The 24477-nt window shown below is 55.6% G+C and carries 20 protein-coding genes; 13 read left to right on the top strand and 7 right to left on the bottom strand.

The window, feature by feature from the left end; genetic code table 11:
• Positions 1 to 6: 6 nt before the first annotated feature.
• The 3 genes from Q0802_RS15895 to Q0802_RS15885 form a co-directional block, all read right to left on the bottom strand.
• Positions 7 to 921, bottom strand: coding sequence for a carbohydrate ABC transporter permease (locus Q0802_RS15895; RefSeq protein ID WP_298920031.1), 915 nt, complete (start codon positions 919 to 921; stop codon positions 7 to 9).
• Entirely contained in the window at positions 918 to 2021 is a 1104-nt protein-coding gene (locus Q0802_RS15890) for a sugar ABC transporter permease (RefSeq protein WP_298920029.1), read from the bottom strand. Before Q0802_RS15890 ends, Q0802_RS15895 begins: the two co-directional genes overlap by 4 nt.
• A gap of 124 nt (positions 2022 to 2145) precedes the next feature.
• Entirely contained in the window at positions 2146 to 3774 is a 1629-nt protein-coding gene (locus tag Q0802_RS15885; RefSeq protein WP_298920026.1) for a substrate-binding domain-containing protein, read from the bottom strand.
• 215 nt (positions 3775 to 3989) lie between these two features.
• Between Q0802_RS15885 and ugpC (Q0802_RS15880) the strand changes: the two genes are divergently transcribed.
• The 11 genes from ugpC (Q0802_RS15880) (at position 3990) to ugpC (Q0802_RS15830) (ending at position 14922) form a co-directional block, all read left to right on the top strand.
• Positions 3990 to 5024: a sn-glycerol-3-phosphate ABC transporter ATP-binding protein UgpC gene (ugpC, locus tag Q0802_RS15880; RefSeq protein ID WP_298920022.1), complete on the top strand. Its 1035-nt coding sequence runs from the start codon at positions 3990 to 3992 to the stop codon at positions 5022 to 5024.
• 25 nt (positions 5025 to 5049) lie between these two features.
• Positions 5050 to 5496 carry an RbsD/FucU domain-containing protein gene (locus tag Q0802_RS15875; protein ID WP_298920021.1) on the top strand — a complete coding sequence of 149 codons (447 nt, stop codon included), beginning with the start codon at positions 5050 to 5052 and terminating at the stop codon, positions 5494 to 5496.
• Between the two features lie 2 nt (positions 5497 to 5498).
• On the top strand, positions 5499 to 6401 hold the full coding sequence (locus tag Q0802_RS15870) for a ribokinase (RefSeq protein ID WP_298920019.1): 903 nt from the start codon (positions 5499 to 5501) through the stop codon (positions 6399 to 6401).
• A gap of 137 nt (positions 6402 to 6538) precedes the next feature.
• On the top strand, positions 6539 to 6985 hold the full coding sequence (locus Q0802_RS15865) for an NUDIX hydrolase (RefSeq protein ID WP_298920017.1): 447 nt from the start codon (positions 6539 to 6541) through the stop codon (positions 6983 to 6985).
• Between the two features lie 86 nt (positions 6986 to 7071).
• Positions 7072 to 8556, top strand: coding sequence for an inorganic phosphate transporter (locus Q0802_RS15860; RefSeq protein ID WP_298920016.1), 1485 nt, complete (start codon positions 7072 to 7074; stop codon positions 8554 to 8556).
• A gap of 213 nt (positions 8557 to 8769) precedes the next feature.
• On the top strand, positions 8770 to 9525 hold the full coding sequence (locus tag Q0802_RS15855; RefSeq protein ID WP_298920014.1) for an FCD domain-containing protein: 756 nt from the start codon (positions 8770 to 8772) through the stop codon (positions 9523 to 9525).
• Positions 9518 to 10669 (top strand): PLP-dependent transferase, encoded by a 1152-nt coding sequence (locus Q0802_RS15850; protein WP_298920012.1) that lies wholly within the window; start codon positions 9518 to 9520, stop codon positions 10667 to 10669. Before Q0802_RS15855 ends, Q0802_RS15850 begins: the two co-directional genes overlap by 8 nt.
• Before the next feature lie 45 nt (positions 10670 to 10714).
• Complete coding sequence (locus Q0802_RS15845) at positions 10715 to 11974, top strand: sugar ABC transporter substrate-binding protein (RefSeq protein WP_298920009.1); 1260 nt, start codon at positions 10715 to 10717, stop codon at positions 11972 to 11974.
• Between the two features lie 23 nt (positions 11975 to 11997).
• On the top strand, positions 11998 to 12906 hold the full coding sequence (locus tag Q0802_RS15840) for a sugar ABC transporter permease (protein WP_298920006.1): 909 nt from the start codon (positions 11998 to 12000) through the stop codon (positions 12904 to 12906).
• Positions 12907 to 12915: 9 nt separating this feature from the next.
• Positions 12916 to 13755 carry a carbohydrate ABC transporter permease gene (locus Q0802_RS15835; RefSeq protein WP_298920004.1) on the top strand — a complete coding sequence of 280 codons (840 nt, stop codon included), beginning with the start codon at positions 12916 to 12918 and terminating at the stop codon, positions 13753 to 13755.
• A 12-nt stretch (positions 13756 to 13767) separates the two neighbouring features.
• Positions 13768 to 14922: a sn-glycerol-3-phosphate ABC transporter ATP-binding protein UgpC gene (gene ugpC, locus Q0802_RS15830; RefSeq protein ID WP_298920002.1), complete on the top strand. Its 1155-nt coding sequence runs from the start codon at positions 13768 to 13770 to the stop codon at positions 14920 to 14922.
• Positions 14923 to 15351: 429 nt separating this feature from the next.
• On the opposite strand, the gene Q0802_RS15825 is transcribed toward ugpC (Q0802_RS15830), so the two are convergent.
• The 3 genes from Q0802_RS15825 to Q0802_RS15815 form a co-directional block, all read right to left on the bottom strand.
• Complete coding sequence (locus Q0802_RS15825; protein WP_298920000.1) at positions 15352 to 16437, bottom strand: MFS transporter; 1086 nt, start codon at positions 16435 to 16437, stop codon at positions 15352 to 15354.
• Between the two features lie 114 nt (positions 16438 to 16551).
• On the bottom strand, positions 16552 to 17340 hold the full coding sequence (locus tag Q0802_RS15820; protein WP_298919998.1) for a hypothetical protein: 789 nt from the start codon (positions 17338 to 17340) through the stop codon (positions 16552 to 16554).
• 1123 nt (positions 17341 to 18463) lie between these two features.
• Positions 18464 to 20323, bottom strand: coding sequence for an EAL domain-containing protein (locus tag Q0802_RS15815; RefSeq protein WP_298919996.1), 1860 nt, complete (start codon positions 20321 to 20323; stop codon positions 18464 to 18466).
• 468 nt (positions 20324 to 20791) lie between these two features.
• On the opposite strand from Q0802_RS15815, the gene Q0802_RS15810 reads away from it, so the two are divergent.
• Positions 20792 to 22720, top strand: coding sequence for a PhoX family phosphatase (locus Q0802_RS15810; protein WP_298919995.1), 1929 nt, complete (start codon positions 20792 to 20794; stop codon positions 22718 to 22720).
• A gap of 115 nt (positions 22721 to 22835) precedes the next feature.
• Positions 22836 to 23576 (top strand): IS1595 family transposase, encoded by a 741-nt coding sequence (locus Q0802_RS15805; protein ID WP_298919993.1) that lies wholly within the window; start codon positions 22836 to 22838, stop codon positions 23574 to 23576.
• 276 nt (positions 23577 to 23852) lie between these two features.
• Here the strand turns inward: Q0802_RS15805 and Q0802_RS15800 are convergent, their stop codons facing one another.
• Positions 23853 to 24203, bottom strand: a complete 351-nt coding sequence (locus Q0802_RS15800; RefSeq protein ID WP_298919992.1) for a hypothetical protein — start codon at positions 24201 to 24203, stop codon at positions 23853 to 23855.
• Between the last annotated feature and the right edge of the window lie 274 nt (positions 24204 to 24477).

Raw genomic sequence — 24477 nt, 5'->3', positions numbered from 1 at the left:
TCCTCCCTACTTGACTGCGCCTGCTGCCATGCCCTTGATGATGTATTTTTCCAGGAAAACGGCGACGATCACGAGGGGCATAATGGCCGCTGACGATAACGCCGCCATCGACCACCAGTTGATCCCCTGCGATCCGGTTTGAGACGCCACCATTACGGGCAGCGTTTTTGCGTCCGTTGCGGTCAGAAGAGCGGCAAAGAAGTACTCATTCCAGCAAAGCACGAGGCTAAGAATGAAAGCGGCAACCATGCCCGGCAGGGCAATGGGCAGAACGATCTGGATAAATGCGCCCCAGATGCCGAGGCCATCGACAAGGGCGGCTTCCTCCAGTTCGACCGGAATGCCCTGAAACTGGTCGCGCATGATCCAAATGACGATGGGCAGTACCATAAGGGTGTAAAGCAGGATCAGACCGATGCGGCTGTCGAGCAGATCCAGAGATTTGTAGAGCACCAGAAAGGGCAGCGCCAGCACGACGGGCGGCAGGATCATCTGGCTGAGGAAGAAAAACGAGATGTCCGAGTTGCGCATGAACCCGAAGCGATAATTAAACCGCGACAGCCCGTAGGCCGCTAATGAGCCCAGAATGACCGCCAGCGTGGAGGCGGAAACAGCAACGATCGCGGAATTCCAGAAGCGTTTCAGGAATTCTTCGCGCACGGTGGAAACCTCTCCGATCAGGCGCGGCGAAAGCCCGAGGCTTTCCCAGCCTTTCCATTTCGGCGTGAAGTCCCACCAGGGGATCATGTTGCCTTTCATCACGTCGGGCGCAAGTTTGAAGGATGTGGTCAGCGTCCAGAAAATCGGAAAGAAGCAGATGATGGCCCAGGTGATCAACGCGGTATAGATCGCGATACGGCTGGTCCACCATTTGACCCGCACTTTCCGGTCGGCTTCGTGATCCTTGAAAACCGCGCTCATGCCGGGCGCTCCATGAAGCGGCTGACTAATTTGAGCAGCAGGGTAATGAATATCACGATCAGCACCAGATAGACCATCGCCAGCAGGGTGCCGTAACCTACGTTGGATCGGTCTCGGTACTCACGAAAAATGAAACTTGTCACGGAATCCGTGGCGCCGCCGGGGCCGCCGGAGGTGACATTGATGATGATGTCGGCGAGTTTCAGCTTGAAGATGATCCGGATCACGATGGCTGTTACGGATACCGGCAGCATCAGTGGGAAAATGACTTCCTTGAAGCTTTGCCAGCCGGTGGCACCGTCGACTTTGCTGGCCTCGATCACTTCGCGGGGCAGGGCCTGCAAACCCGCCAGCAGCATGATCATCATGAAGGGGATAAAGGTCCAGGCGTCCATCGCCATGATCATGAAGCGTGCAATTTCGGGCGTGCCAAAAAAGCTTGGCTCGAAACCCATCTCTCGGACAATTCGGCTGACTGGTCCAAAACGGACCTCCAGCATGGATTTGCCAACCATCCAGCTGACCGCCACCGGGCTCAGCATCAGGGGTAGCAAAAAAACCACCCGAAAGAATTTGCGCGCCCGTATCTGGGCGTTGAGCAGCAGTGCCAGGCCAAAGGCAATCACATATTCCACGGTGACGGCGAGCACGTAGTAAACCATGTTTTTCAGGGCGTTCCAGTAGAAGGCATCGCTCCACATCTGGCGCATGTTGTCCCAACCGTTGGGCTGCGGGCCATTCAAGGAAGCCAGATTCCAGTCAGTGAAAGAAATATAGAGCGCAAAGAGCAGCGGGAAGACGACCAAGCTGATCACGAAGAGCGCGGCGGGCAGGACAAAGAGCGTGCGTTTGCCTTTTTCACCGTTCACGATCACTTGTGCGGCACATAATGCTGTGGCCCAGAGCAGATAGGCAAAAAGGACAGGGCGCCAGGTGTCGAACCCAAGCGTTGTCCTGTCGGTGTCATGCGCAAATTGCATAAGGGCCAGGCCGAAAAACAGGGCCGCTGAACCCCAGACCAACGCGCGACCGGTTGCCCGGCGCCTGTCGGAAATATCGTCAGCAGTGACAGTGTGCAGAAGGTCGCCTTCGGTGCTCATCTGTTGACTTTAGCGAGGGCTGTCATGGGTGTTAACCCTTAATTTTCAATGCAAATCGGTGGTGCGTTAAGGGCGCGACATGTTGGTGTCGCGCCCTCGGCACTGTTCGTAAGACGTGCTCGGTCTAGAGACCAAGTGAGGCCTTGTAGAGCGCGATCTGGCTGTCACGACCGATCTGATCGGTGATCTTTTCCCAGGCCGCCGCAATGGCATCCGCGGTCTCCTGAGCGGAGCCGTATTGGCCCGCATAGCCCTTGGCCAACTCATCTTCGGCAACGGAATAATATTGGAAGATGCCCGGAATACGGGGCTCAATCGCTGCGTTCGGATGGTTGTAGCTGTCCGCGTTTGAGCCGAGATAATCCTCGACGAAGGCCCGGTCGTAACCGGCTTCTTCCCATTCCTCGAACTGGAAGTGCGATTGACGGTAGGGCTGGAAACCCGACGGATAGGCAGAGGCCCAAAGCGACAGATCCTTGCCGCCCAGATGTGCGGCTGCTGACCACGCGGCTTTCTTCTTCTTCTCGTCGCCTTCCACGGTGGCCATGACGTACACACCCCAGCCGATGTAGGCCATGTTGGGCGCTTCGTTCAGGGTTTCTTCCCAAACGCCGTCTTTTGCGTTGTAGACACGGTCGGATGCCGGGTTGATGCCAAAGCCCACAACATCACCCACCACGGATGTATCGGAGGTGCGCGCGCTGGACCCCACATCACCCCACCACATCAGCATCGAACCGGTTCCGGCAAGGAACTGCTGGAACGCGGTTGTGCCAGGGTCCGCATTGATCTGGTCAGCTGGGTAAGCGCCTGCTTCGATCAGGTCCATGACGTCCTGAATGGCCTGAACCCAGGCCGGATTGTTGACCATTGGTTTCATGGTTTCAGGATCAAAGAGCCATGCTGGGCTGTTGGGATGTTTGGCATAGGCTGACGCGCGGTTTTCCAGGAAGTAAAACCCGAAACCTCCCCAGCCTTTCAGCGGATCGAGATAGCCATGGGCGGGCAGACCGGTCAGCGGGTCTTCCTTGCCCACCAATTCCTTGCTGACCTCGTTGATCTCCTGCCAGGTTGTCGGCACGTCGCGCCCGGTCAGGGACCCTTCGCCAAAGTAGTCCTTACGATACGCAAACGTATGGCAATCACCATCAATGGACACACGGTAGGTCTTGCCATCCCATGTGCCTACGGGCGCTTTGAGGTAATCCACATAGTCGTCCATGTCGATCTGCTCTTTGACCCAGTCGGGCATCTCGGAGGCCATGCCGCGGCCCAGAACATCGCCCTCAAACGGTGCGCCCATCTCCACGATGTCAAAATCCACGGTGCCGGTCGCAATCGACTGCTGCAGGCGTGCGTTATAGTCGGCCTGCGCGAGGTCAATCCAGTTGATCTTGGCACCTGTGTAGGCTTCCCAGGGTTTCAGGAACCCACGGAACAGGAAGTTGTGCAGGTTCTGGTTGTTCAAGCCCATGAAGGTCAGTTCAACCCCGGCAAACTCTCCCTCGGTGACGTTTTCCTTGGTCGCACCAAGGCACATCTCACCCACTTTTTGCCAGTCGCTGTCTGTTGGCGAGCCTGCACCCACACCGGGTATCTTGAGAATTTCGGCGCGCACACTGGCATGGCCATCTGCGTGCGCCGCGCCCTTGGGCATCATCGCAACGGCACCCATTGCGGCCGTGCCTTTGAGCATTTGACGGCGGTTCATTTTCTGCGCCGCTCTTATATAATTATACAGGTCTACTTTCATTTTTATCCTCCCGGGACACGGTGATACATTTTGTCGATGGGATGAAAAAAGGCGCGTGTTTTTTATCTATTTTTTGACATTGGCGCCGCGCGATCCCCCACGAAACCTCACTATGGTCGAGATTTACGTTAAGTCAATAAAAGCTGTAAGCCGGGCGTGGACAACGTAAATACCTTTCTCTAGCATCGAAATTCGAAGTCGGGGGAATGCTGCGAATGGCAGGCGTCAAAATTCAGGACATCCGGAAATCCTACGGATCCACGGAAGTCATCCATGGTGTGAACGTTGATATCGAGGATGGCGAATTTGTCGCTTTGGTGGGTCCCTCGGGTTGTGGCAAGTCGACCCTGCTACGCATGATCGCCGGGTTGGAGCCGATCAACAATGGTACCATTGCCATTGGCGAGCGCGTCGTAAATAACCTGCCGCCTGCTGAGCGTGACATCGCCATGGTGTTTCAGACCTACGCTCTGTATCCGCACAAATCCGTTGCCGAAAACATGGGTTTTGCGCTCAAGGTGGCCAAGGCCGACCGTTCGGAAATTGATCGGCGCGTCAGGGAAGCCGCCGAAATTCTGAGCCTCACCGAATATCTGGATCGCAAGCCGCGACACCTTTCAGGCGGGCAGCGCCAACGGGTCGCGATGGGCCGGGCCATCGTCCGCGACCCCCAGGTGTTCCTGTTTGACGAGCCGTTGTCGAACCTTGATGCGAAGCTACGCATACAGATGCGTACGGAAATCAAGGAACTGCATCAGCGACTGAAGACCACAACTGTTTTTGTTACGCATGATCAGATCGAAGCGATGACTTTGGCTGACCGGATTGTCGTCATGCAGGGAGGGCGGATTGAACAGATCGGCACGCCTCTGGAACTCTACGACAAACCGGAAAATGCCTTTGTCGCGACGTTCATCGGTGCACCTTCCATGAACCTTCTGGAGGGCACATTAACCGATGAAGGGGTTAGGGTCGGTGATCAGCTGTTTGCCGGACCGAGTGGCAGCGGCAAAGTTTGGCTGGGGGTCAGGCCCGAACATCTGATCCTTGCCGAAGATGGTTTGCCGATGGAGGTCAAGGTAGTCGAGCCTACGGGCTCGGAGACGATGGTTTTCCTGCGTTTCGGGGGGCAGGACGTAACGGCTGTGTTCCGGGAGCGCCATGCCTTTGAGAGCGGCACGACCATTCGGTTGAAGCCGGATGCAGAACATCTGCATATCTTTGATGCACAGACGGGTGCCCGAATTTGACAATGACACGAGAAGGAGAGCTGACATGCTCAAAGGAATTGACGCGATCCTGAACGCGGACGTGCTTTATGCATTGCGGGCCATGGGGCATGGAGATGATCTGATCATCGCGGATACAAATTTTCCCTCGGACAGCGTCGCACGAGAAACCGTTTTGGGAGAGGTCCTGCGGATCGACCGGTCGGCGGCGGAAGTGGTCCGGGCGGTGCTGTCAGTCTACCCCATCGACACATTTGTGGAAGATGCCGCCGCGCGCATGGAGGTGGTCGGGGAGCCCGATAGCATTCTACCCGTCATGGAAGAGGTGCAGGCCGAGGTCAGCGCCGTTGATGGGCCAAAAATGCTCGGCATTGAACGCTATGCTTTTTATGACCGGGCCAAACAGGCCTATGCCGTGATCCAAACAGGGGAACGGCGCTTTTATGGCTGCTTTGCCCTGCGCAAGGGGGTCGTTCCCCCCGATGGAGCGTAGAAATGGGAACAGTTGTCATATTGGGTGTTTTTGTCGCCGATACCGCCTATAGGGCGACGCGCATGCCGGTTATGGGCGAAACCATCCTAGGGAATGCCTTTTCTCTCGGTCCGGGGGGCAAAGGGTCCAATCAGGCGGTGGCCTGCGCCCGCATCGGTGCCGAGACCCATATGATCTCTCTGTTGGGACAGGATGATTTTGCCAAACTTGCGCTCGATACCTGGGCGGATGCGGGCGTGATCCCCCATGTGCGGCAATTGACTGATAGCTACACCGGGGCCGCCTATATCTTCATTGAAGAAGCGAGTGGCGACAATGCAATCATCATCGCACCCGGTGCGGCGGCTCTGATCAGCACGGCAGACATTGATGCGCAGACAGAATTGATAGCGAGCGCGGATGTGTTTGTAACCCAATTGGAGCAATCCATTGATGCGGCGGTTCGCGGGCTCGAAATCGCCAGGAAAGCCGGGGTGACAACGATCCTGAACCCCGCACCCGCAGCCGAATTGCCGGACGGGATGCTGGCGCTTTGTGATTACGTGACGCCAAACGAGACTGAGTGCGAAGCCCTGACGGGCATTGCAGTGACAAATGAAACAGAGGCGCAGAAAGCATGCGTGGCGCTGCGAGACCTGGGGGTGAAAACGCCGATCATCACCATGGGCGAGCAGGGGGCCTATCTGTTTGGCCATGGTCTCGTGCCATCCGTGAAAGCAGGTGACGTCGTGGAAACCACCGGGGCAGGCGATGCCTTCAACGGTGCGTTCGCGGCGGCATTGGCGGAAGGCAAGCCTCCTTTGGAAGCTGTCAGATACGGATGCGCCACCGCAGGTATTTCAGTCACGCGCGCCGGAACCGCCCCTGCGATGCCGTCTCGCGCCGAAGTCGAAGCCCTTCTCTAGGAGGGTTTTCACCTTATCCACAGGGAAAACCTGGTCGAATTTCCGTGTAAAGCGGACGTGAATTGCATCTTCGCCAAGAAACAAGTACAAGTAATTCCAATAAAAAAATCTTGAGCGGTTTCGAAATGATGAAATTCATGAGCGTGGCTTGGGGGGAATTCCTCCTTCCGATGCTACGACGACCAAAACGTGTGCAAGTCGCTGCACTGTGTTACCGCGGCAAGGGTCCTGACAAGGAAGTCTTGCTGGTGACCAGTCGGGGCAGTGGACGTTGGATCATTCCAAAGGGATGGCCCATTCCGGGCAAGAACTCGGCGGATGCAGCACGTCAGGAGGCCTGGGAAGAGGCTGGAGTTTCCAATGGCAAGGTGGGCGCCAAGGCCATTGGCCGGTACACCTACAACAAGGAGCTGTCGACCGGTTGGTCTATTCCGGTTGAAACCATGGTCTATCCGTTGAATGTCGAGGACCTCTCGGAGCAGTTTCCCGAAGCGCACCAACGCAAGCGCAAATGGACGTCAGCGGCAGATGCCGCCAATCTGGTGCAAGAGCCCGAGCTAAAGCAAATTCTGCAACACCTTTGATTTTGGCGCTTGTTGGCTGATCTGCAAGGTTGCGTTCTGATCCCCTTTGGTTAATTGGTTGACGATCAAAAACCCGGGGGAGAGCTATGGCAGACAGCCGTGATGATGCGCGCCATCTTGAAACGCTTGATCGTGATCTTGCGCGCTTCTCAAATCTTGAGATGGCCACGGCTTATGTGTCGCGGCCGATGGTGGGCCCCGGTGTTTCGCTGATCTTCGTCATTCTCGCGGGGCTCGCCGCGGCGATTTTCTTTGGTCAGGCGAACAATACGCTGATCGTTGTCGCGGCCGCTTGTCTTGGCGCCTATATGGCGCTGAATATCGGCGCCAATGACGTCGCCAATAATATGGGTCCTGCCGTGGGCGCAAATGCGCTGTCCATGGGGGGCGCGATTGCCATTGCCGTGGTTTTTGAGAGCGCGGGGGCTTTGATCGCCGGGGGCGATGTTGTCTCCACAATCGCCAAGGGGATCATTGCGCCTGAGAGCATGGAAACGGCCCAGACCTTTATCTGGGCGATGATGGCGGCACTGCTGTCGGCGGCTTTGTGGGTGAACCTCGCAACATGGGTTGGCGCGCCGGTTTCCACCACGCACTCTGTGGTCGGTGGCGTCATGGGGGCGGGCATCGCCTCCGCTGGTCTGGCCGCAGTCAGTTGGTCAACCATGTCAAAAATCGCGGCAAGTTGGGTGATTTCCCCGGTGCTGGGGGGCGTGATTGCTGCCGGTTTTCTGTGGCTTATCAAGTCGCGGATAATCTATCAGGATGACAAGATTGCTGCGGCACGCAAATGGGTGCCCTTGCTCGTGGGTATTATGGCGGGCGCATTCGCGACGTATCTGGCCCTCAAGGGGCTCAAACGCATCATCAAGATTGATCTCGGCGCGGCCCTGATGATCGGTTTGCTCATCGGTGGCGCGGTCTGGTTGGTGATGATCCCGGCCATCAGGAAACAGTCGCAGGGTTTGGAAAACCGGAACAAATCGCTCAAGATTCTTTTCGGCATTCCACTCGTGGTTTCGGCCGCTTTGTTGAGTTTTGCACATGGGGCTAACGATGTTGCCAATGCGGTGGGCCCGCTGGCGGCAATTGTGCAGGCAGCGCAATCGGGAAATTTTGCCGATGCCATCAGCATCCCGTTCTGGGTGATGATTATCGGGGCATTCGGAATCTCCTTTGGATTGTTTTTGTTCGGGCCGAAACTCATTCGAATGGTGGGTAGTCAGATTACCAAGCTCAATCCGATGCGGGCCTATTGTGTGGCACTCTCAGCGGCGATTACGGTGATTGTCGCCAGTTGGCTTGGCCTGCCGGTAAGTTCGACCCACATCGCCGTCGGTGGCGTTTTTGGAGTCGGGTTTTTCCGCGAGTGGGATGCAGAAAGACGTTTGCGCAAAGCGCGCCTCGAAGTGCCCAACCGTACGGTCTATGGGCCCGAGGAACGGCGGCGACGTAAACTGGTGCGCCGGTCCCATTTCATGACGATCATCGCGGCCTGGGTTATTACAGTGCCGGCAGCGGCGATTATATCGGGCTTGATATTTTTCGGCCTACGGGCGTTTTTGTCCTGAGCGGACCCCAGTAAGAACCGCAATTATGCGATGACGGCGTGGTCGAGCCATGTTTTCGAATCGACTCTTTCAACGATGAACCTGGCCTGGGATTACGTTGGCGTTTGCCGGTAAGGTGCTGTTATGTAACTTCTATTTATTGTCCTACAATATTGTTGATTTTGTCGGACAATAAAACTAACGTTTGAGAAACCCCTGCTGGAGTTTCTAAATTTGACTGCGCCGCCCCCCCAAGCTGAGAAGACCAATGTTGCAAAGATATCTGCGGCGCTGGAGCTGCTTGAAGCAGGCAACAGCAGTCGGGACGTCCTGGATGCATTGTCGGAAATGATTGACCGGGCTGAAATGAAGGTTGGGGACCGTCTGCCGCCGGAAGTTGAGATTGCCAAGAAGCTGGGCGTTGGTCGTGCCAAGGTCCGGGAGGCGCTGACCGCCTGGCAAAACATGGGCATCGTCACGCGTAACAAGAAGGCGGGCACACGATTGGCAGCGGAAGTGTCATCGAACGCGATCCATGTACCTGTAACCCTCAAGCTCGAAGCTGAAAGCTTGTTGAGAACCCACTCGGTCCGGCGGCCGCTGGAGATCGAAAGTGCGCGTATGGCCGCGCGGAATGTGACCGACCAACAGGCGCGGGTCATCCTTGCGCGCGTGGCGGAGTTGATGAGCATCTTTGAAGCCGGTGAGGATTGGCGTGAGGCGGACAATCGGTTTCACCGCGCCATTCAGGCGGCATCCGGGAACCCGCTCTTTGAGCAGATCATTCAGCAGATTCAGCGCGCGTTCAACGAAATTTACGAAGCACCATTTGGGCAGCCCCATCTTGGCCAGGTGACAATCCCACTCCATCCCGAGCTCGCGCGGGCAATTGCTGCGAGGGATGAGGCGCGGGCCAGCAAGGTCATGGCGCGGATCATGGATATGGTGGAGCATGAAGTGCGTCAGGTCATGGAGACATACGATGTCTGACGGACCACAGCTCGCAACTTTGCTGGCGTCGGTGCTGGATGATGCTGATGGCGCGGTGACGCCACCCATCGTACAATCGTCTTTGTTTTCCTTTGAAAACTATCAAGCTTTCGAAGATCGCATGGCCGGTCGGACGACGCAGCCCATCTATACGCGTATCCAAAATCCAACCGTTGCCGCCTTTGAAGGGCTCATGGCAAAAGCCGAGCGGGGCGATGCCGCCGTTGCTTTTGCCTCGGGAATTGCGGCTATTTCGTCAACTCTGCTTGCCCACGTTCAACCGGGCGATCAGGTCGCCTGCATCGAACATGTATATCCTGACACATTTCGCTTTTTCGAGCGTATGCTGCGGCCCTTCGGCGTGCAGATCACCTATCATTCCGTCAGCGCATTCGAAGAGGATGCAGACTTGCTGAAGGGCGTGAAACTCGCATTCCTAGAAAGCCCCAGCTCGGTGGTTTTTGCCCCAATGAACCTCCCGCTGGTCGCAGAGCATGCGCAACGGCACGGCACAATCACCATGATTGATAACTCCTGGGCTAGTCCGGTTTTCCAGCAACCGCTCACGCTTGGGATCGATATCGTCATTCATTCCGCCTCGAAATACATCTCGGGGCATTCGGACACGGTTGCAGGCGTGGTGGTTTCCTCCCACGACCATATCGCTCGCATCCGTGATCTGACTTTGTCCCTGCTGGGTGCAAAACTTGCGCCGTTCGAAGCATTCTTGCTGACCCGTGGATTGCGGACCCTGAGCCTTAGGATGCGGCAGCATCAGGAAACAGCAAACCTCTTCGTGGACCGCCTGGCTGCTCTGCCGCAGGTGCGCCGGGTCAACAGTCCCGGTGCTAATATCGTGCCGGGGCTCAAGGGGCGTAGCGGCCTCATGTCCGTTGAATTCGATGACAACGTGGACATTCCGAAATTCGCCGATGCCTTGCAGCACTTCCGCCTTGGCGTCAGTTGGGGTGGTTTTGAAAGCCTGCTTCTGCCGGCAAGCGTGGGACTTGCGCAGGCTGGTGAGCAGAACTCCATGCAGAAGTTTGGCGTTTCTCCGAACCTGGTGCGACTGAGCCTTGGATTGGAAGACGCAGAAGATCTTTGGGCGGATTTTTCGACTGCCCTGAGCCAAAGCGCAGCCTGATGGCAAGAAAGACGCTGACCCCCTCAACAAGGAAGGAAAACTGATATGAAACGTATGTTTGCCGGCCTAAGCACCGCCGCCGCGCTGATGGCGAGTGCTGCCTGGGCCGATACCACACTCAAGCTTGTCGAAGTCATTACGAGCCCGGAGCGGACCGAAGTTCTGCAAGGCCTCGTGGATGGATTTGAAGCTGACAACCCCGGGGTCACGGTCGAGATCGTCAGCCTCCCCTGGGGACAGGCTTTCGAAAAGCTCGCAACGATGGTTGCCGGTGGTGACATCCCCGATGTCGTGGAGATGCCCGATACATGGCAGGCGCTCTATGCAGGTTCCGGTCAATTGGTCAGCCTCGCCGATCACGTGGCGGAATGGGAGCACGGCAGCACGCTGACCGACAAGGCGGTGGCCATGGGCAGTCAGGCTGGTGACTTCTACATGATCCCTTACGGGTTTTATTTGCGCGCGATGTTCTACAACAAGAAACTGCTTGCCGAAGCCGGTGTCGAGACGCCTCCGTCCACGATGGAGGAATTTAAAGCCGCGTCCGCGGCGGTTTCAGAACTGGAGGGCAAATCGGGCTATTGTCTGCGCGGCGGGCCCGGTGGGACCAACGGCTGGATCATGTTTGCAGCGACGATGAACGGCACTAACGAGTTTTTCACCGAGGACGGGAAGAGCCGGATCAACGAGCCGGGTTCGGTTGAAGGCATCCAGTTCATGATCGACATGTACAAAGACGGTCATGCCCCGCGTGACAGCGTCAACTGGGGTTTCAATGAAATCGTGGCAGGCTTTTACTCCGGGACCTGTGCTTTCCTGGATCAGGACCCAGATGCGCTGATTGCAATTGCCGAACGGATGCCGGCTGAAGATTTTGCCGTGATGCCAATGCCGGTTGGTCCCTCGGGCAAGGCTTTCCCGACAATTGGTTTCGCGGGCTGGTCGATCTTCAGCTCAACCGAACATGAGGAGGAGTCCTTTGATCTGGTGGCCGCCCTGTCGACGCCTGAGGCCAATGCGGCCTGGGCAAAACGTGTGGGCGTGATCCCGATTCACAAAGGCGCGGATCAGGACCCCTACTTCCAGTCCGAGCAATTTGCCGGATGGTTTGAAGAACTGAACGGGGAACAATACGTGCCAACGACGATGCCCACCTACCTGGAGAAATGGGGATATTTCGGCAGCACGGTCTTGCTGGAGACAAGCCAGGAAGCATTGCTCGGGCAACGGACTGCCCAAGAGGTCGCGGATGAATGGGCGGAATTGCTGACAGCTGAATACGAAAAGTGGCAGGCCAAACAGTGACAACCCGCGTCCAAAATACTGTCATGCCCGGGGAACCCCGGGCACGGCGCTCGCTCTATTGGCAGTACATGATCGAGCCATTCCTGTACTTGTCGCCCGCGATCTTTCTGATCGGCACTGTGATGTTGATCCCGCTCATTATCGGCATCTCTTATTCCTTTCAGGCTATCGAGCTGCTCAACCCCTTTGACACCGGTTGGGTGGGTTTCGAGAACTATCTTAAGCTCTGGTCTGACCGCAAATTCTGGATCGCTCTGGAAAACACCTTCTGGTGGACATTCTGGTCGATCAGTTTCCAGTTTTTTCTGGGCCTCGGACTGGCCCTTCTGCTCAACACGCAATTCTTTGGCAAAAGGCTTTTTCAGGCGCTGGTCTTTCTGCCCTGGGCTGTGCCGACGTTTCTGTCTGCGCTGACATGGGCGTGGCTCTTTAACCCGGTCATCGGTCCCTTGCCGCACTGGATGGCATCGCTGGGCCTGCTCTCCGAACCCTATAACATCATGGGGGATCCGAGCCTTGCCATGTGGGGGCCGATCGTTGCCAATATCTGGTTCGGGGTTCCGTTTTTTGCGATCACGCTTCTGGCCGCGCTGCAATCCATTCCGGGCGAGTTATACGAGGCCGCCGAGATTGACGGAGCGACCCCCTGGCAGTGTTTCACCAAAATCACACTCCCCTTTCTGGCTCCGATGATTGCGATCACAGTCATGCTGCGCACCATATGGATCGCCAATTTTGCAGACCTCATCTACGTGATGACAGGTGGCGGTCCGGCCAACTCCACTCAGATTGTCAGCTCCTATATTTTCACAACGGCGTTCCGCAAGCTCGACTTTGGCTATGCTTCGGCCATCGCCGTGGCTTTGCTGGGCCTCTTGCTGATCTATGCCATCATCCTGCTCTGGCTTCGCAAGAAGCTGGTCAAGATCTAGGGGTCCGAGATGGCGGTTGCCCGGTCACATCCCGCTCTGACGGTCGGAAAATATGCAGCACTGCTGGGTTACCTGACCTTTGCGCTCTTTCCCCTCTACTGGCTTTTCAAGATCGCGATCACGCCGGATCAGTTGATCTTTACGGAAGGCACCAATCTATGGCCGTCGGCCCTGACCATCGACAACTTTCGCACGGTTCTTTTCCAGACCGATTTTCTCGCCTATTTCGGAAATTCGCTCTTTGTTTCACTGGGCACGGCTGCGGTGACAACGGTCATTGCCGCAGGTGCAGGATACGCGTTTTCGCGTTTTGATTTCGGCGGAAAGAGACTGATCATCGCTGTGATGCTAGTCACCCAGATGTTTCCCTTGCTGATGATCATCGCGCCGATTTACAAGATCGTCGCATCACTCGGCATGCTCAATTCGCTGACATCGCTGATCGTAGTCTACACCGCCTTCAACATTCCCTTTGCCACTTTCCTGATGCAGTCGTTTTTCGACGGTATCCCGAAAGACCTTGAAGAGGCCGCGATGATGGATGGATGCTCGCGTTTTCAGGCGCTGCGCAAGGTGATCTTTCCGCTCACGCTACCGGGTCTGGGTGCGACGCTTGGGTTCGTTTTCACCGCGGCCTGGTCAGAGCTGCTCTTCGCGCTGATGCTGATTTCCAAGAACGAGGCCATGACCTTTCCCGTGGGTTTGCTGACCTTTGTATCCAAATTTTCGGTCGATTGGGGACAGATGATGGCGGCCGGCGTTCTGGCGCTCATCCCAAGCTGTCTCTTCTTCATCTTCATTCAACGCTACCTCGTGCAAGGGCTCACGTCCGGCGCGGTCAAAGGATAGGGGGTCACATTCATGGCACGGATCGAACTCAGAGATGTCGTGAAACGTTACGGCGCGGTGGAGGTGCTGCGCGACATCAACCTTGATATTCAGGATGGAGAATTCATCGTTCTTGTTGGTCCTTCGGGGTGCGGCAAGTCCACTCTTTTGCGCATGATTGCCGGTCTGGAGCCGATCACTGAAGGCGATTTTACCATTGATGGCGTACGCATGAATGATGTGCGGCCGCGCGACCGTGATATCGCCATGGTGTTCCAATCCTACGCGCTTTACCCGCATATGGACGTGGCGCGGAACATGGGTTTTTCCATGGAGATACGCAAAGATCCTGTGCAGGACCGTATCGACCGCGTCAGGGGAGCGGCTGACACGTTGGGCCTGTCCGCCCTTACCAAACGTTTGCCGAAAGCCTTGTCGGGCGGTCAACGACAAAGGGTGGCGATGGGCCGCGCAATCATTCGCGACCCGCGCGCCTTTCTTTTTGACGAGCCCCTGTCTAATCTGGATGCAGCACTGCGGGTGGAAATGAGGTTGGAAATCGCCCGCTTGCATCAGAAATTGGGCGCGACAATGGTGTATGTGACCCACGATCAGGTTGAGGCATTGACCCTCGCAGACCGTATCGTGGTGCTGAACGGAGGCGACATTCAGCAAGTGGGCAGTCCGCTTGAGCTATATGAGCGGCCCGCGAATAAATTCGTGGCACAGTTTATCGGGTCGCCTACGATGAATGTGCTTCCGGTCACGGGCGGCGATCACGGGGTCACTGTCGCGAACGGGGTGACACTTGCCTTGCCGCATTTGCCAGATACGCTACAGGCTACGGAACTGGGTATTCGACCGGAACACCTTGATGTCGTTCCAGCCGGTGCCGGAGAGATCGCCGGTGTGGCCGATGTGGTCGAGCATCTGGGCTCGGACACAAACATCTATGCCAATATCGAGGGGCTTGGCTCGTTGATGATCCGCAAACATGGGAACATCCCGATCAGATCCGGCGATCGCCTGGGGCTGCGATTTCAAACGGAAAACGCCCATATATTCGCGGCGGACGGTACAGCGCTACGTCGCGCCACCGGGTCTGCCGACAAGGCTGAGAGCGGACACGCGCCCACGCGTTCTCTTGATAGCGATCCTTTGGCGGTCTTGCTAGAAGATCCCCAATGACATCAGGTCTTACATCAAGACGAAGAATATCCGGTTGCTGGCCGAGGAATGCGTGCTGGCCATCGGGAGAGGCCACGTGAAATGCTGATTTTGATGTTCAAAAGGCGCAAACATTTGCCGATGGCGCTTCAGTCACCATGAGCGAAATGTGCCGCACACCCCCCCAAATTCCGTCAACCAGTCCGGGTCATCAAACATTGGCAGATGCAATCTTCTTGAAATCAGAAAACTTACGAATTGGCCTGGCTTGGAGCGGATGCAAGAACCTTCTCACCAACCCTTGCGGCGAAGACGTTATCAAAGCCGCATAGAAATATTGTGCATCGGGGCTTCTCCTCGGCACAGCGAAGAGATATCGCCGTTGAATGCCTATGCGATGATTGTTCATAGTTGGATGCTGGCCACATTCCCCTTAATTTCGCGCGACGCTCATGGGCCATTAGCAAGCCCTCTACACGCCACCAGCGCGCAGCAGGCTGCGATCATGCACGCAAGGAATATTGCGGGGGTAGCATATGCGAACTCCGTCTCTGCGAGGATGGCAACCGTCGCAATGCCGCCGAGACGCGCGAAGGTGATGTCCAGGCTTGTCGAGATGGCGCTCATCCCCTTTGGCGCGAATCTCAGGATCAATTGTGTTGACGGCGCGTTGCTGCACGCCAGCCCCGAACCGACCAAAAACGATGATAAGACCAGCAGAAAGAGATTCTCGTTAAAATATGAAAGCGGAAATCCGGCCGCGATGAGGAAGGGCGCGGCAAGCATGATCATCCGCACGTGGGGTTTATCGACCATGTTTCGCAAAAGTGTACTGAAGCCGGAAAAAGTCAGCCAGACGATCGACAGAACAAGGCCGACACTCGCCGCAGTAACCTCGTTGCTCGACAGCCAGACCGGGAGCCGGAACAGGTAGTAGGTAATGGATCCGTAGGTGCAGAAGACATAGACAAATGTCACCCAGAGATCGCGGGCTTGAAACAGCGCCAAATAATCTGCCTTTGGGTTGGAGTCGGGCGCAAGCTCATCAGCCGTCTGCGTTCTGTTGAGGATCACGAATGCGAAAAATGCGATGATTGCGGTCAAAACAAACGCGAGGTTCCAACCGTGCTCGCCGAGGAAGCCGCCATAGAAAAGTGGCGCGAAGGCGGCGACGTAGCCCGCGATGCTGCCCCAGACGATAAGCATTCTTCCCGGTTTCTCTGGCGAAGCGCGCGTCAACAGGAGGGGCACAAGTGGCGAAAAGATGCCGCCGCCAAACCCCTGCAACGCCCGCCCGATGATGAGGACTTCAAAGCTCTCTGCCGCGGCAACCACGAGTGATCCTGCTGCGAAGAAGACCACCCCATAGCCGAAGATTTTCCGGGTATTGAAGAGGTCGCCGCACAAGCCGCCCAGCAGAACACCGACGGCAACAGCGAGGCCGTAAGCGTTGAAGACCCAGGCCAGATTGCCGACGGACAGGTCAAATTGCCGTTGAATCTCTGGCAATAGCAACGGGACCAGCGTGATTTCCATCACGAAGGCAATATTTGCCGCGACCGGCCCGATAACCGCTGTACGCGGTGAGACGGAGACAAGACTAGGCTTGTCGATTTCGGGCGTGTGCGATCTCATGCGTAAAGCCGCCGGTCAGCCATTCACTCTTGTCTCCGAATAGCTCTCCGTATCGACAGAGGTCGTGGAGGGTTGGACCACGGAAACGCTGCCCGCGCGTTGAAGATTTTGTGGTGCTCGTGCAAGCAGATTGGCCATATCGTTGGCGCCCATCCAGATCAGGTAGTCTTCCTCAGTTATCTGTTTGTCCGGGCCCAGCCATTGACCGGGTTCACAATGACAATAACCGTACCGAAGATGGGCACCCTTTGCGGCCAATTGTTTGGGTACCAGCGCAAAAACGAAAGAAGGGTTCCAAGCTTCGACCATTATCTGGAGCAGTACACGTGACAAAAGTGAAGTTGCGCCTTGGCTGCGCGGGCCGCCAAGGCCGCGCGCGCGTAGCCAGAAATCGCCTTGATAGCATACTTTACCCGTGATCGTGTGGAGCGCTTCCGGGCCTGAATAAAAGGTAAGATCTGGGTCTGGGGTCGTATCGGGTGTGATATACTTATGGCGGTGGTCGTTCAGATGTGCTGCGAGCGAAATGCCCGACAGGTCGAGAAGACGCACTGCTTGCGTGTGGATCACCTCACGGTTCGAGTTGAAGCCGCAAACCCAAAAACCGTTGGCTCGATCAACAAACGAGCTCGCCACATCGAACATCGGATAGATCGGTCCGCGATCGGGCTGCTGACTTCTGTACGCGCGATACTTGGCGAAATCGTCACCAATCTCGATGTGAATGCCCGTCTCCTCAAGATCGCGGAGGATGCCGGACAGTTGCGTTGTCAATTCAAACAATCTGCTAGGTGACATCCCCATTCTATACGGCTCTCGTTTTCTGATTAATCATGCAAATCCCCATCAAATTCCTAACAAAGTGTTAGCTAATTTTCCCTAGTTAGGCATGGACTTACCCATCAAGTGGTTAATGATGGGTTAGCCAGCTTTCACCGTTTGCAAGATTTCGCTTCGATCTGCCGGTTTTCTTTGAGAGCTCAGAATGCCTTCGCAGCTGGTCCAAAGACGCGCGCGCTATCTTGCCTTATTGCAGGCAGGCTCCGGTTTGATTTTTCAGGCAGCGGTCGCCGACTTGGCGGTAGTTGGTGCAGCGAACCCAGTCGAATTCCTTGTCTGACCGAATCCGCCCGAGATGATGGCCGACGGTGACCAAAGCTCTCTTTGGGGCCTTTGCCAAGCTCTACTTTGTCTTGGCGTGATAGGAGGGCATCGCTGCATCCGCCGATATAAATGATTGCGTCCCCGTCGCAGTCCGGCAGTGGACGAAAGTGACCAAAAGAAGGAAAATACATAGAATTGAAAGAAGCTCGCCTACCGCCTCACGTTCTTCTAATCCTTTGTTTCCATAAGTATATCTGGGCTCTCTGAAACCGACCGGGGTGCGGATCTGAGCTTCTGGACTGAGCCGGTCTCCTTGATCCACGAAAACACGGCATACTGAGGGCAGAATCGCAAGTGCAGCCATACTTTGGCCAACTCCGACCTGAATTATCGGGTATCGAAAGGGGTCGCGATGAGTCTCGACAAGTTGTTTGAAAAATCTGTTCAGGTGTCCTGCCCCCCGGCGGGTTCCGTGAACGTGCGCGTCGGAAATGCCGTCGAAGGCCCTGGAGGGAGATGGATTCCATGTGCGTCCTCAATCGCGGATGGTGCATACGTTTCCTGTGTTTATGAAGTTGGCCCCGGTCGGAGGCAGGTTTGCGCTGCCAGCCATCCCATATATTGCGCTGACGAGGCGCTTTCTCGGGCAATCGAACTCGCTGCCACAGCGGCCGCCTAGGACATCAGGTAACCTGATTGTGACCCTTTGCATCTGCCTATGGCGAAATAATGCTATGTGATCGGACACGTCGCGTCGAAGCAACGCCCGCCAAACTGGAAGCGAAGAGGCTCGGGTCACGATGTGTCTCATGTCGGCTGAAAATCAAACCGCTCGACCCATCCCGCGCTTCAAGTCGTCGTCAAGTTCCAACGGCCTGCGGGTCCAGAACTTACCCCCAGTTTCAATGAGCCTGTCACGAAGATCGTCCTCACTCATCGGCTTACCGAAATAGAAACCCTGCAGATAGTCACAACCCATCTCGCTGACGAGCCGCGCGTGCTCTTCGGATTCGACTCCTTCTGCGACCACGCGCATACCGAGGCTCTTGCCGATGCCGACGATGGACGCGACCAGCGGCCTCGCAGCCGCATCCGCGACAATGGGTTGGATGAAGTGTCTATCAATCTTTAGGATTGAGGGCCTGATTTCCAGCAGTCCGCGCACCGAGGCGTGCCCTGTTCCGAAGTCGTCAAGCGCGATTGTAACCCCCAATTCGTCAAGTTCGTCGATGGTCCACCGAACCACATCACCCATTCGGTCCAGATAGACCGACTCGAGAATTTCGACCGTCAACCTTTGAGGGTCGATACCTGAGCTCTTGATGTCATGGATAAAGGTTGGATCAGCCAGCCGAGCTGCCGAGACGTTCACCGCAACGCGAGGAAGATCGACACCCGACTCGTCCAAATGGAACAGAGCGCCATTGAGGCTGTCAAAAATGATTTCATCGACCCTCTTGAGAATCCCCATGTTTGCGGCGGTGTCGAGAAACGCCGCTGGCGCGAGAATGCCTTTGGTTGGATGCGCCCACCGTACCAGCATCTCGGCGCAAGCAATTCTACCGGTCTGCGCATCGATCAGAGGCTGAAAATAAGGGACAAACTCACGTCTTTCGCATGCAAGCAGCAGGTCCGACGCCAGCTTTTTGGTTGCAATGGCGTTCGCGTGCATCTCTTCGGTAAAGAATGACCACCGTCCTTTTCCCTGCGATTTGGCGTGATAAAGCGCGGCATCGGCGTCCGCGACAATCTGGTCGGGATCTTCCATATTCGTTTTGGCAATTGCCACGCCGACACTCGCGCTGCACGCCGTCGACTTCCCTTCACATGTGAATGGTGCCTGCATCCGCTGAACAATTTCATCCGCCAGACTGCTGATGTTAAGAGCGCTCTTCGCCAGTGGCTTCAAAATGACGAATTCATCGCCGCCAAGGCGGGCGACCAGATCAGATTTACTGGTCAGTTCCCGCAACATATCGGCGACGGAAACCAACAACCGATCTCCCGCATCATGGCCAAGTGTGTCGTTCACGAATTTGAAGCGATCCAGGTCGATGTAAAGCACGGCAAACTCTGTTTGGTGCTTCTTTAGATTCTCAATCCAGGTCTTTAATTCGACCTCAAAGTGACGTCGGTTTGACAGGCCGGTCAGCGCATCTTCGTTCGCATCCTTGGCCACCGACTTTGCAAGTTTGTGCAGGCGCGCGTTCTCTTTCTCCAGGCGGTGAACTTTTTTGAAAACCCTCTCAAAGCTCTCCTGATCTGATATTGCTGCCTCTTTCATCGCGTCCTTGGCAGGTTCAGCGCGCTCATCCTCCAGCTCAATGATAGAGCAGAGCCACCAGCGATTTCCGGTCTCGGGATCTGACAGATGCGCCCAGCTCATGCGCTGCCAATAGACTTCGCCGTTCTTGCGATTGTTGAGAGCCTTGGTCGAAAAGTTCTCCCAATTCATCAATTTCTCGATGATATAGAGGTGAACGCCCTGCTCCAGATCCTGACCGATCAGAATCGTTCCGCGCTGACCCACAGCCTCGGATGCCTCATAGCCGGTAATCTTGGTGAAAGCTTTATTACACCACTGAAGTTCCATGACCGCCCCGTCATCATTCGACGCCAAAGCAAGCGCAAGCCCTTCGGTGCACTTGTCATTGATTTGATTGAATATCTGAGCAGGTATCACGTGCAGGTTCTCATAGTTCCGCCCTGCTATGCCACCCAAACGATTAGGAACGCTTAAGCCACGCCAATGTGAAATATTTTTTTAGGGAAAACTGGAACGATTGAAGCGCAACAAACCCTCTCTTTGCTCTCGACAAACGAGGGCTTTGCTGACCATCGGGCCGCGATTATCTTGCGTCGCGCTGCGAACGACGGCTTCATGAGGGCCGCATTACTGCGCCGGCGCGTGCGGCGACTATCCGCGATAGACGGTTCCGGTTTGATTTTTAAACCTGGCTCGAACGATCTCATCGCGCCTGGCGTTTGGATGCCGATTGCTTGTGGTCTCGGACGCCCGGTTTTCGTCGCAGACCACCTGATGGGCGTGTCTCGCCTGCGGGTTAGGTGACTTGACGGAATCATCCGATCAGGACCAAGCTCTAGTCTTGGCTGCCATCTATGTTGGCGCGGCTTTTTCAGGAGATTTGTCATGAACTTTGAGACCAAAACCAAACTATCAGCTGACGCGCTTAATGATCTATCTTTTGACGAGTTTGACGAAGTTATTAACCCAAAACCAGAGGACAGCGACTTCGACGCGATTGTAGAAGAAGCCATATCGCGGCGCGGTTTTCTGGGAGGCGTTCTTGCCATGGGTGGGGTCGCGACGCTTGGCGTTGCCAGCACATCTCTCACACCAATTGCAGCGCAGGCGGCTGATAGTCGCTTTGGGTTCAAGGCGGTTGCCGCGAGTGTCGAGGACACCATTATCGTACCCGAAGGTTATAACTGGCATGTGGCAACCAGCTGGGGCGATCCGCTATTCTCGGATGTCCCGGAATTTGATCACGCAACCCGCGGGACGGCGGCAAGCCAGGCGCGCGCGTTCGGGGACAACAACGATGGCATGGCGATCTTCACCGACAAAGACGGCCATCAAATCCTTGTCGCAAACAATGAATACACCAACAGATCCGTGATGTGGGGCAATAACCCTGACGGGAAATTTGTCAGCGACGATGACATCAACAAGGGCAAGAACGCCCACGGCCTGACCGCTGCAGAACTGAAAGAGGTTGATGGCAAGTGGCAGATCGTCAAGGATTCTCCTTACAACCGTCGTTTCACACCTGACGAACCGATGGACATTACCGGTCCTGCGCGTGGCCATGATTTGATGAAAACCAATGCTGATCCGGATGGCGTGACCGCGCTCGGGACGTTCAACAATTGTGGGAACGGGCGCACGCCATGGGGCACCTATCTGGCCTGTGAGGAAAACTTCAACGGGTATTTTGGCACGGCGGATGCAGACGGATATGTTCAGGATGACGCCAAGAAGCGTTACGGGGTCAGCGGAAACGACCGTGGCTATGGCTGGTGGAAAGTCGATGACCGCTTTGATGTGGCCAAGGACCCCAATGAATCCAACCGTCATGGGTACATCACCGAAGTCGATCCGTATGACCCAACCTCCAAACCGAAAAAACGCACAGCACTCGGACGCTTCAAACACGAAAACGCCGAAGTTGTGGTCAACGCGGATGGTCGGATCGCGATCTATATGGGGGATGATGAACGCGGAGAGTTCCTCTATCGCTACGTCTCGGATGGCTTTTATGCCGAGGGTGGCGACACCGACGATCTCATGGAAAATGGCACGATCTACGCGGCCAAATTCCATGCAGATGGCACCGGCGAGTGGTTGGCCTTGACCCCTGACAGCACTGGCATGGACAAGGCCATGATCTGTATCCACACCCGCATGGCCGCCTCTGCGGTGGGTGCAACGACTATGGATCGCCCCGAATGGGTCACGGCCAATCCGTTGAAGGCAGAGGTCTATTGTGCCCTGACCAACAACAAGAATCGCGGCATCAAGACCAATGCCGGTGGCGATGAAACCCCTGTTGGCGGCCCCAATCCGCGGGAGGCCAATAACTACGGTCAGATCGTGCGCTGGTGGCCCAGCAACGGGGATCATACAGCAGATACCTTCCGCTGGGATCTCTTTGTTATGGCGGGCAACCCAACTGTCCATACAGACGCGTATGGAGGCTCTAGAAACGTGAACGAAGGCAACATGTTCAACTCACCGGACGGCTTGGCCTTTGACAACAAGGGGCTGCTTTGGATCCAGACCGACGGGAATTACTCCAACGAGGAGGATTTTGCCGGACAGGGGAACAACCAGATGCTGATCGGCGATCCGGCAACTGGTGAAATCCGCCGCTTCCTTGTTGGACCGAGAGAAGCCGAGATCACCGGCGTCGCATGGTCTGCTGATCGCAGGACGGTCTTCGTGGGCGTCCAACATCCCGGCGAGCGCGGCGACTCGCATTGGCCGGATGGGGGCGACAAGACACCGCGATCATCTATCGTGGCCGTGCGCCGAGACGATGGCGCAGCTATCGGTTGATTGGTGACACAGCATAAGCGCGGGCACTCTGAAGCACCGCGCCTGTGTGGCGGACATGACATAATTAGGGGTGTATCCCCTTGGTGTACGGTAAGCCAAAACCTACCTATAGTGCATGAAACAAACAAATGTCCGCCAGTTCTTCCTGCAGTTCCCCACAGACGAAGCGTGCCTTGAACACCTGTGCAACGTGCGTTTCGGTCAAGGCCACGAATGCCCCAAGTGTGAGCGCGAGGCCAAGTGGTATCGTTTGCAGTCTGAGCTAGCCTATTCTTGTCAGTGGTGCGGTCACCACATTCACCCAATGGTTGGCAGTATCTTCGAAAAGAGCCGAACACCTTTGCAGCTTTGGTTCTATGCGATCTTCCTATTCACCACGTCAAAGCATGGCGTGAGCGGCAAGGAATTGGAGCGCCAGCTTGGTGTGACTTACAAGACCGCGTGGCGCATGGCGAAACTGATCCGGGAACACATGGCCGATCTGGACAGTGAAGCCCCTCTTGGCGGCGCTGGCAAGGTTGTAGAGGTCGATGAGACCTTTGTGGGCGGCAAGACTACTGGTATCGACTGGCGCAAGCGCAAGAGCGTTGTCATGGGCATGATGGAGCGCGGCGGTAATGTGATGCTGAAAGTAGTTCCTGACCAGACACGCAGTTCTCTGATGCCCCAGATTGACGACAACATTGCCACTGGTACTGAAATCCACACCGATGAACTGCGCACCTACAACAAAGCGATCTCTGTTGAGCGTTACACACACCTTACGGTGAACCACTCGCAGGACGAATATGTCGGCCCGAACGGCGAAACAACAAACTCAATTGAGAACTTTTTGGGCACCTCAAGCGCTCTCTGAAAGGCACACACAACAACGTGTCGCTAAAGTACCTTGAAGCTTACGTCAAAGAGTTGGGTACCGCTTCAATCGTCGGACGACTCCTGAGGTGATGCTGGACGAGTTGCTTTCTCGTTTTCCCGAATTGAACGCCTAATCAATGCGTCCAGCTTGTCGAGGTCGCCGTCTGAAACAGATTCGTGCTCTTCATAAAGTCCTCAAGGCTACCCCGCTCCCGAGCTTTCCGCAGTGTAGCTTTTGTTTTGCCATTTTGGTGTTGTTTCATCGAATATCCGCTCAATTCTTGACCTTTTCTTCGCATGCATACGCCGACCAAAATATAGGAACACGCCACCAAATATAACGCAAATTCCACATAGCCAAAGGAGAGGGGTCATTTGGAAGGTTTTTTGCTTCGAGAAATTTTTCAACACCCAGCCAGACAGCCCCCGAAAGCAAGAACATACCAAATGCTCCAAGCCCCACGGCCAAAGTGTCAAATTTGAGCAAGTCTTCCAAGTCATGTCGGTTCACGCCGATTAGTTCCTGATGTCTCGTGAGGAGCGTATTCTTATTTGCCTCACCGGTAGCGTTAACGGGGTGTGAGGCCAAAGAGCTTTTTGTAGATTTTCCATCAGTATCTGCCAAAAGGTTAACCCCCGGTAACCGGGAGTTCGGCGACCTTTTCCTCCACAATTTTTGTAAGAACGCGTTGCTACTGGACAATGTCCGCAAGTTGCATGAAGACCGCCGTCCTCATGGATGGCTCTTCAGCATCACTGGTGACCTCGGCAACGGTAATCTTCGCGCCTCCTGGTGTCATGGTCAGATAGAATTTATTTGCAAAAACCGCCGCTTGTTCCCGCATTAGCTTCAATTCTTTCGCTGAAGTTTATTTGAAAAATTTTTCGTTTTTCTGTTC

The sequence above is a fragment of the uncultured Roseobacter sp. genome, assembly GCF_947495275.1.
Taxonomy (GTDB): Bacteria; Pseudomonadota; Alphaproteobacteria; order Rhodobacterales; family Rhodobacteraceae; genus Roseobacter.
The sequence above is the reverse complement of the archived record's forward strand: the minus strand, read 5'-3'. Positions and strand labels throughout refer to the sequence as shown.

Coding starts and splice junctions, on each gene's coding strand:
- Q0802_RS15895 (WP_298920031.1), bottom strand. CDS start 921: ATGAGCGCGGTTTTCAAGGATCACGAAGCCGACCGGAAAGTGCGGGTC.
- Q0802_RS15890 (WP_298920029.1), bottom strand. CDS start 2,021: ATGAGCACCGAAGGCGACCTTCTGCACACTGTCACTGCTGACGATATT.
- Q0802_RS15885 (WP_298920026.1), bottom strand. CDS start 3,774: ATGAAAGTAGACCTGTATAATTATATAAGAGCGGCGCAGAAAATGAAC.
- ugpC (WP_298920022.1), top strand. CDS start 3,990: ATGGCAGGCGTCAAAATTCAGGACATCCGGAAATCCTACGGATCCACG.
- Q0802_RS15875 (WP_298920021.1), top strand. CDS start 5,050: ATGCTCAAAGGAATTGACGCGATCCTGAACGCGGACGTGCTTTATGCA.
- Q0802_RS15870 (WP_298920019.1), top strand. CDS start 5,499: ATGGGAACAGTTGTCATATTGGGTGTTTTTGTCGCCGATACCGCCTAT.
- Q0802_RS15865 (WP_298920017.1), top strand. CDS start 6,539: ATGAGCGTGGCTTGGGGGGAATTCCTCCTTCCGATGCTACGACGACCA.
- Q0802_RS15860 (WP_298920016.1), top strand. CDS start 7,072: ATGGCAGACAGCCGTGATGATGCGCGCCATCTTGAAACGCTTGATCGT.
- Q0802_RS15850 (WP_298920012.1), top strand. CDS start 9,518: ATGTCTGACGGACCACAGCTCGCAACTTTGCTGGCGTCGGTGCTGGAT.
- Q0802_RS15845 (WP_298920009.1), top strand. CDS start 10,715: ATGAAACGTATGTTTGCCGGCCTAAGCACCGCCGCCGCGCTGATGGCG.
- Q0802_RS15840 (WP_298920006.1), top strand. CDS start 11,998: ATGCCCGGGGAACCCCGGGCACGGCGCTCGCTCTATTGGCAGTACATG.
- Q0802_RS15835 (WP_298920004.1), top strand. CDS start 12,916: ATGGCGGTTGCCCGGTCACATCCCGCTCTGACGGTCGGAAAATATGCA.
- ugpC (WP_298920002.1), top strand. CDS start 13,768: ATGGCACGGATCGAACTCAGAGATGTCGTGAAACGTTACGGCGCGGTG.
- Q0802_RS15825 (WP_298920000.1), bottom strand. CDS start 16,437: ATGGAAATCACGCTGGTCCCGTTGCTATTGCCAGAGATTCAACGGCAA.
- Q0802_RS15820 (WP_298919998.1), bottom strand. CDS start 17,340: ATGGGGATGTCACCTAGCAGATTGTTTGAATTGACAACGCAACTGTCC.
- Q0802_RS15810 (WP_298919995.1), top strand. CDS start 20,792: ATGAACTTTGAGACCAAAACCAAACTATCAGCTGACGCGCTTAATGAT.
- Q0802_RS15805 (WP_298919993.1), top strand. CDS start 22,836: ATGAAACAAACAAATGTCCGCCAGTTCTTCCTGCAGTTCCCCACAGAC.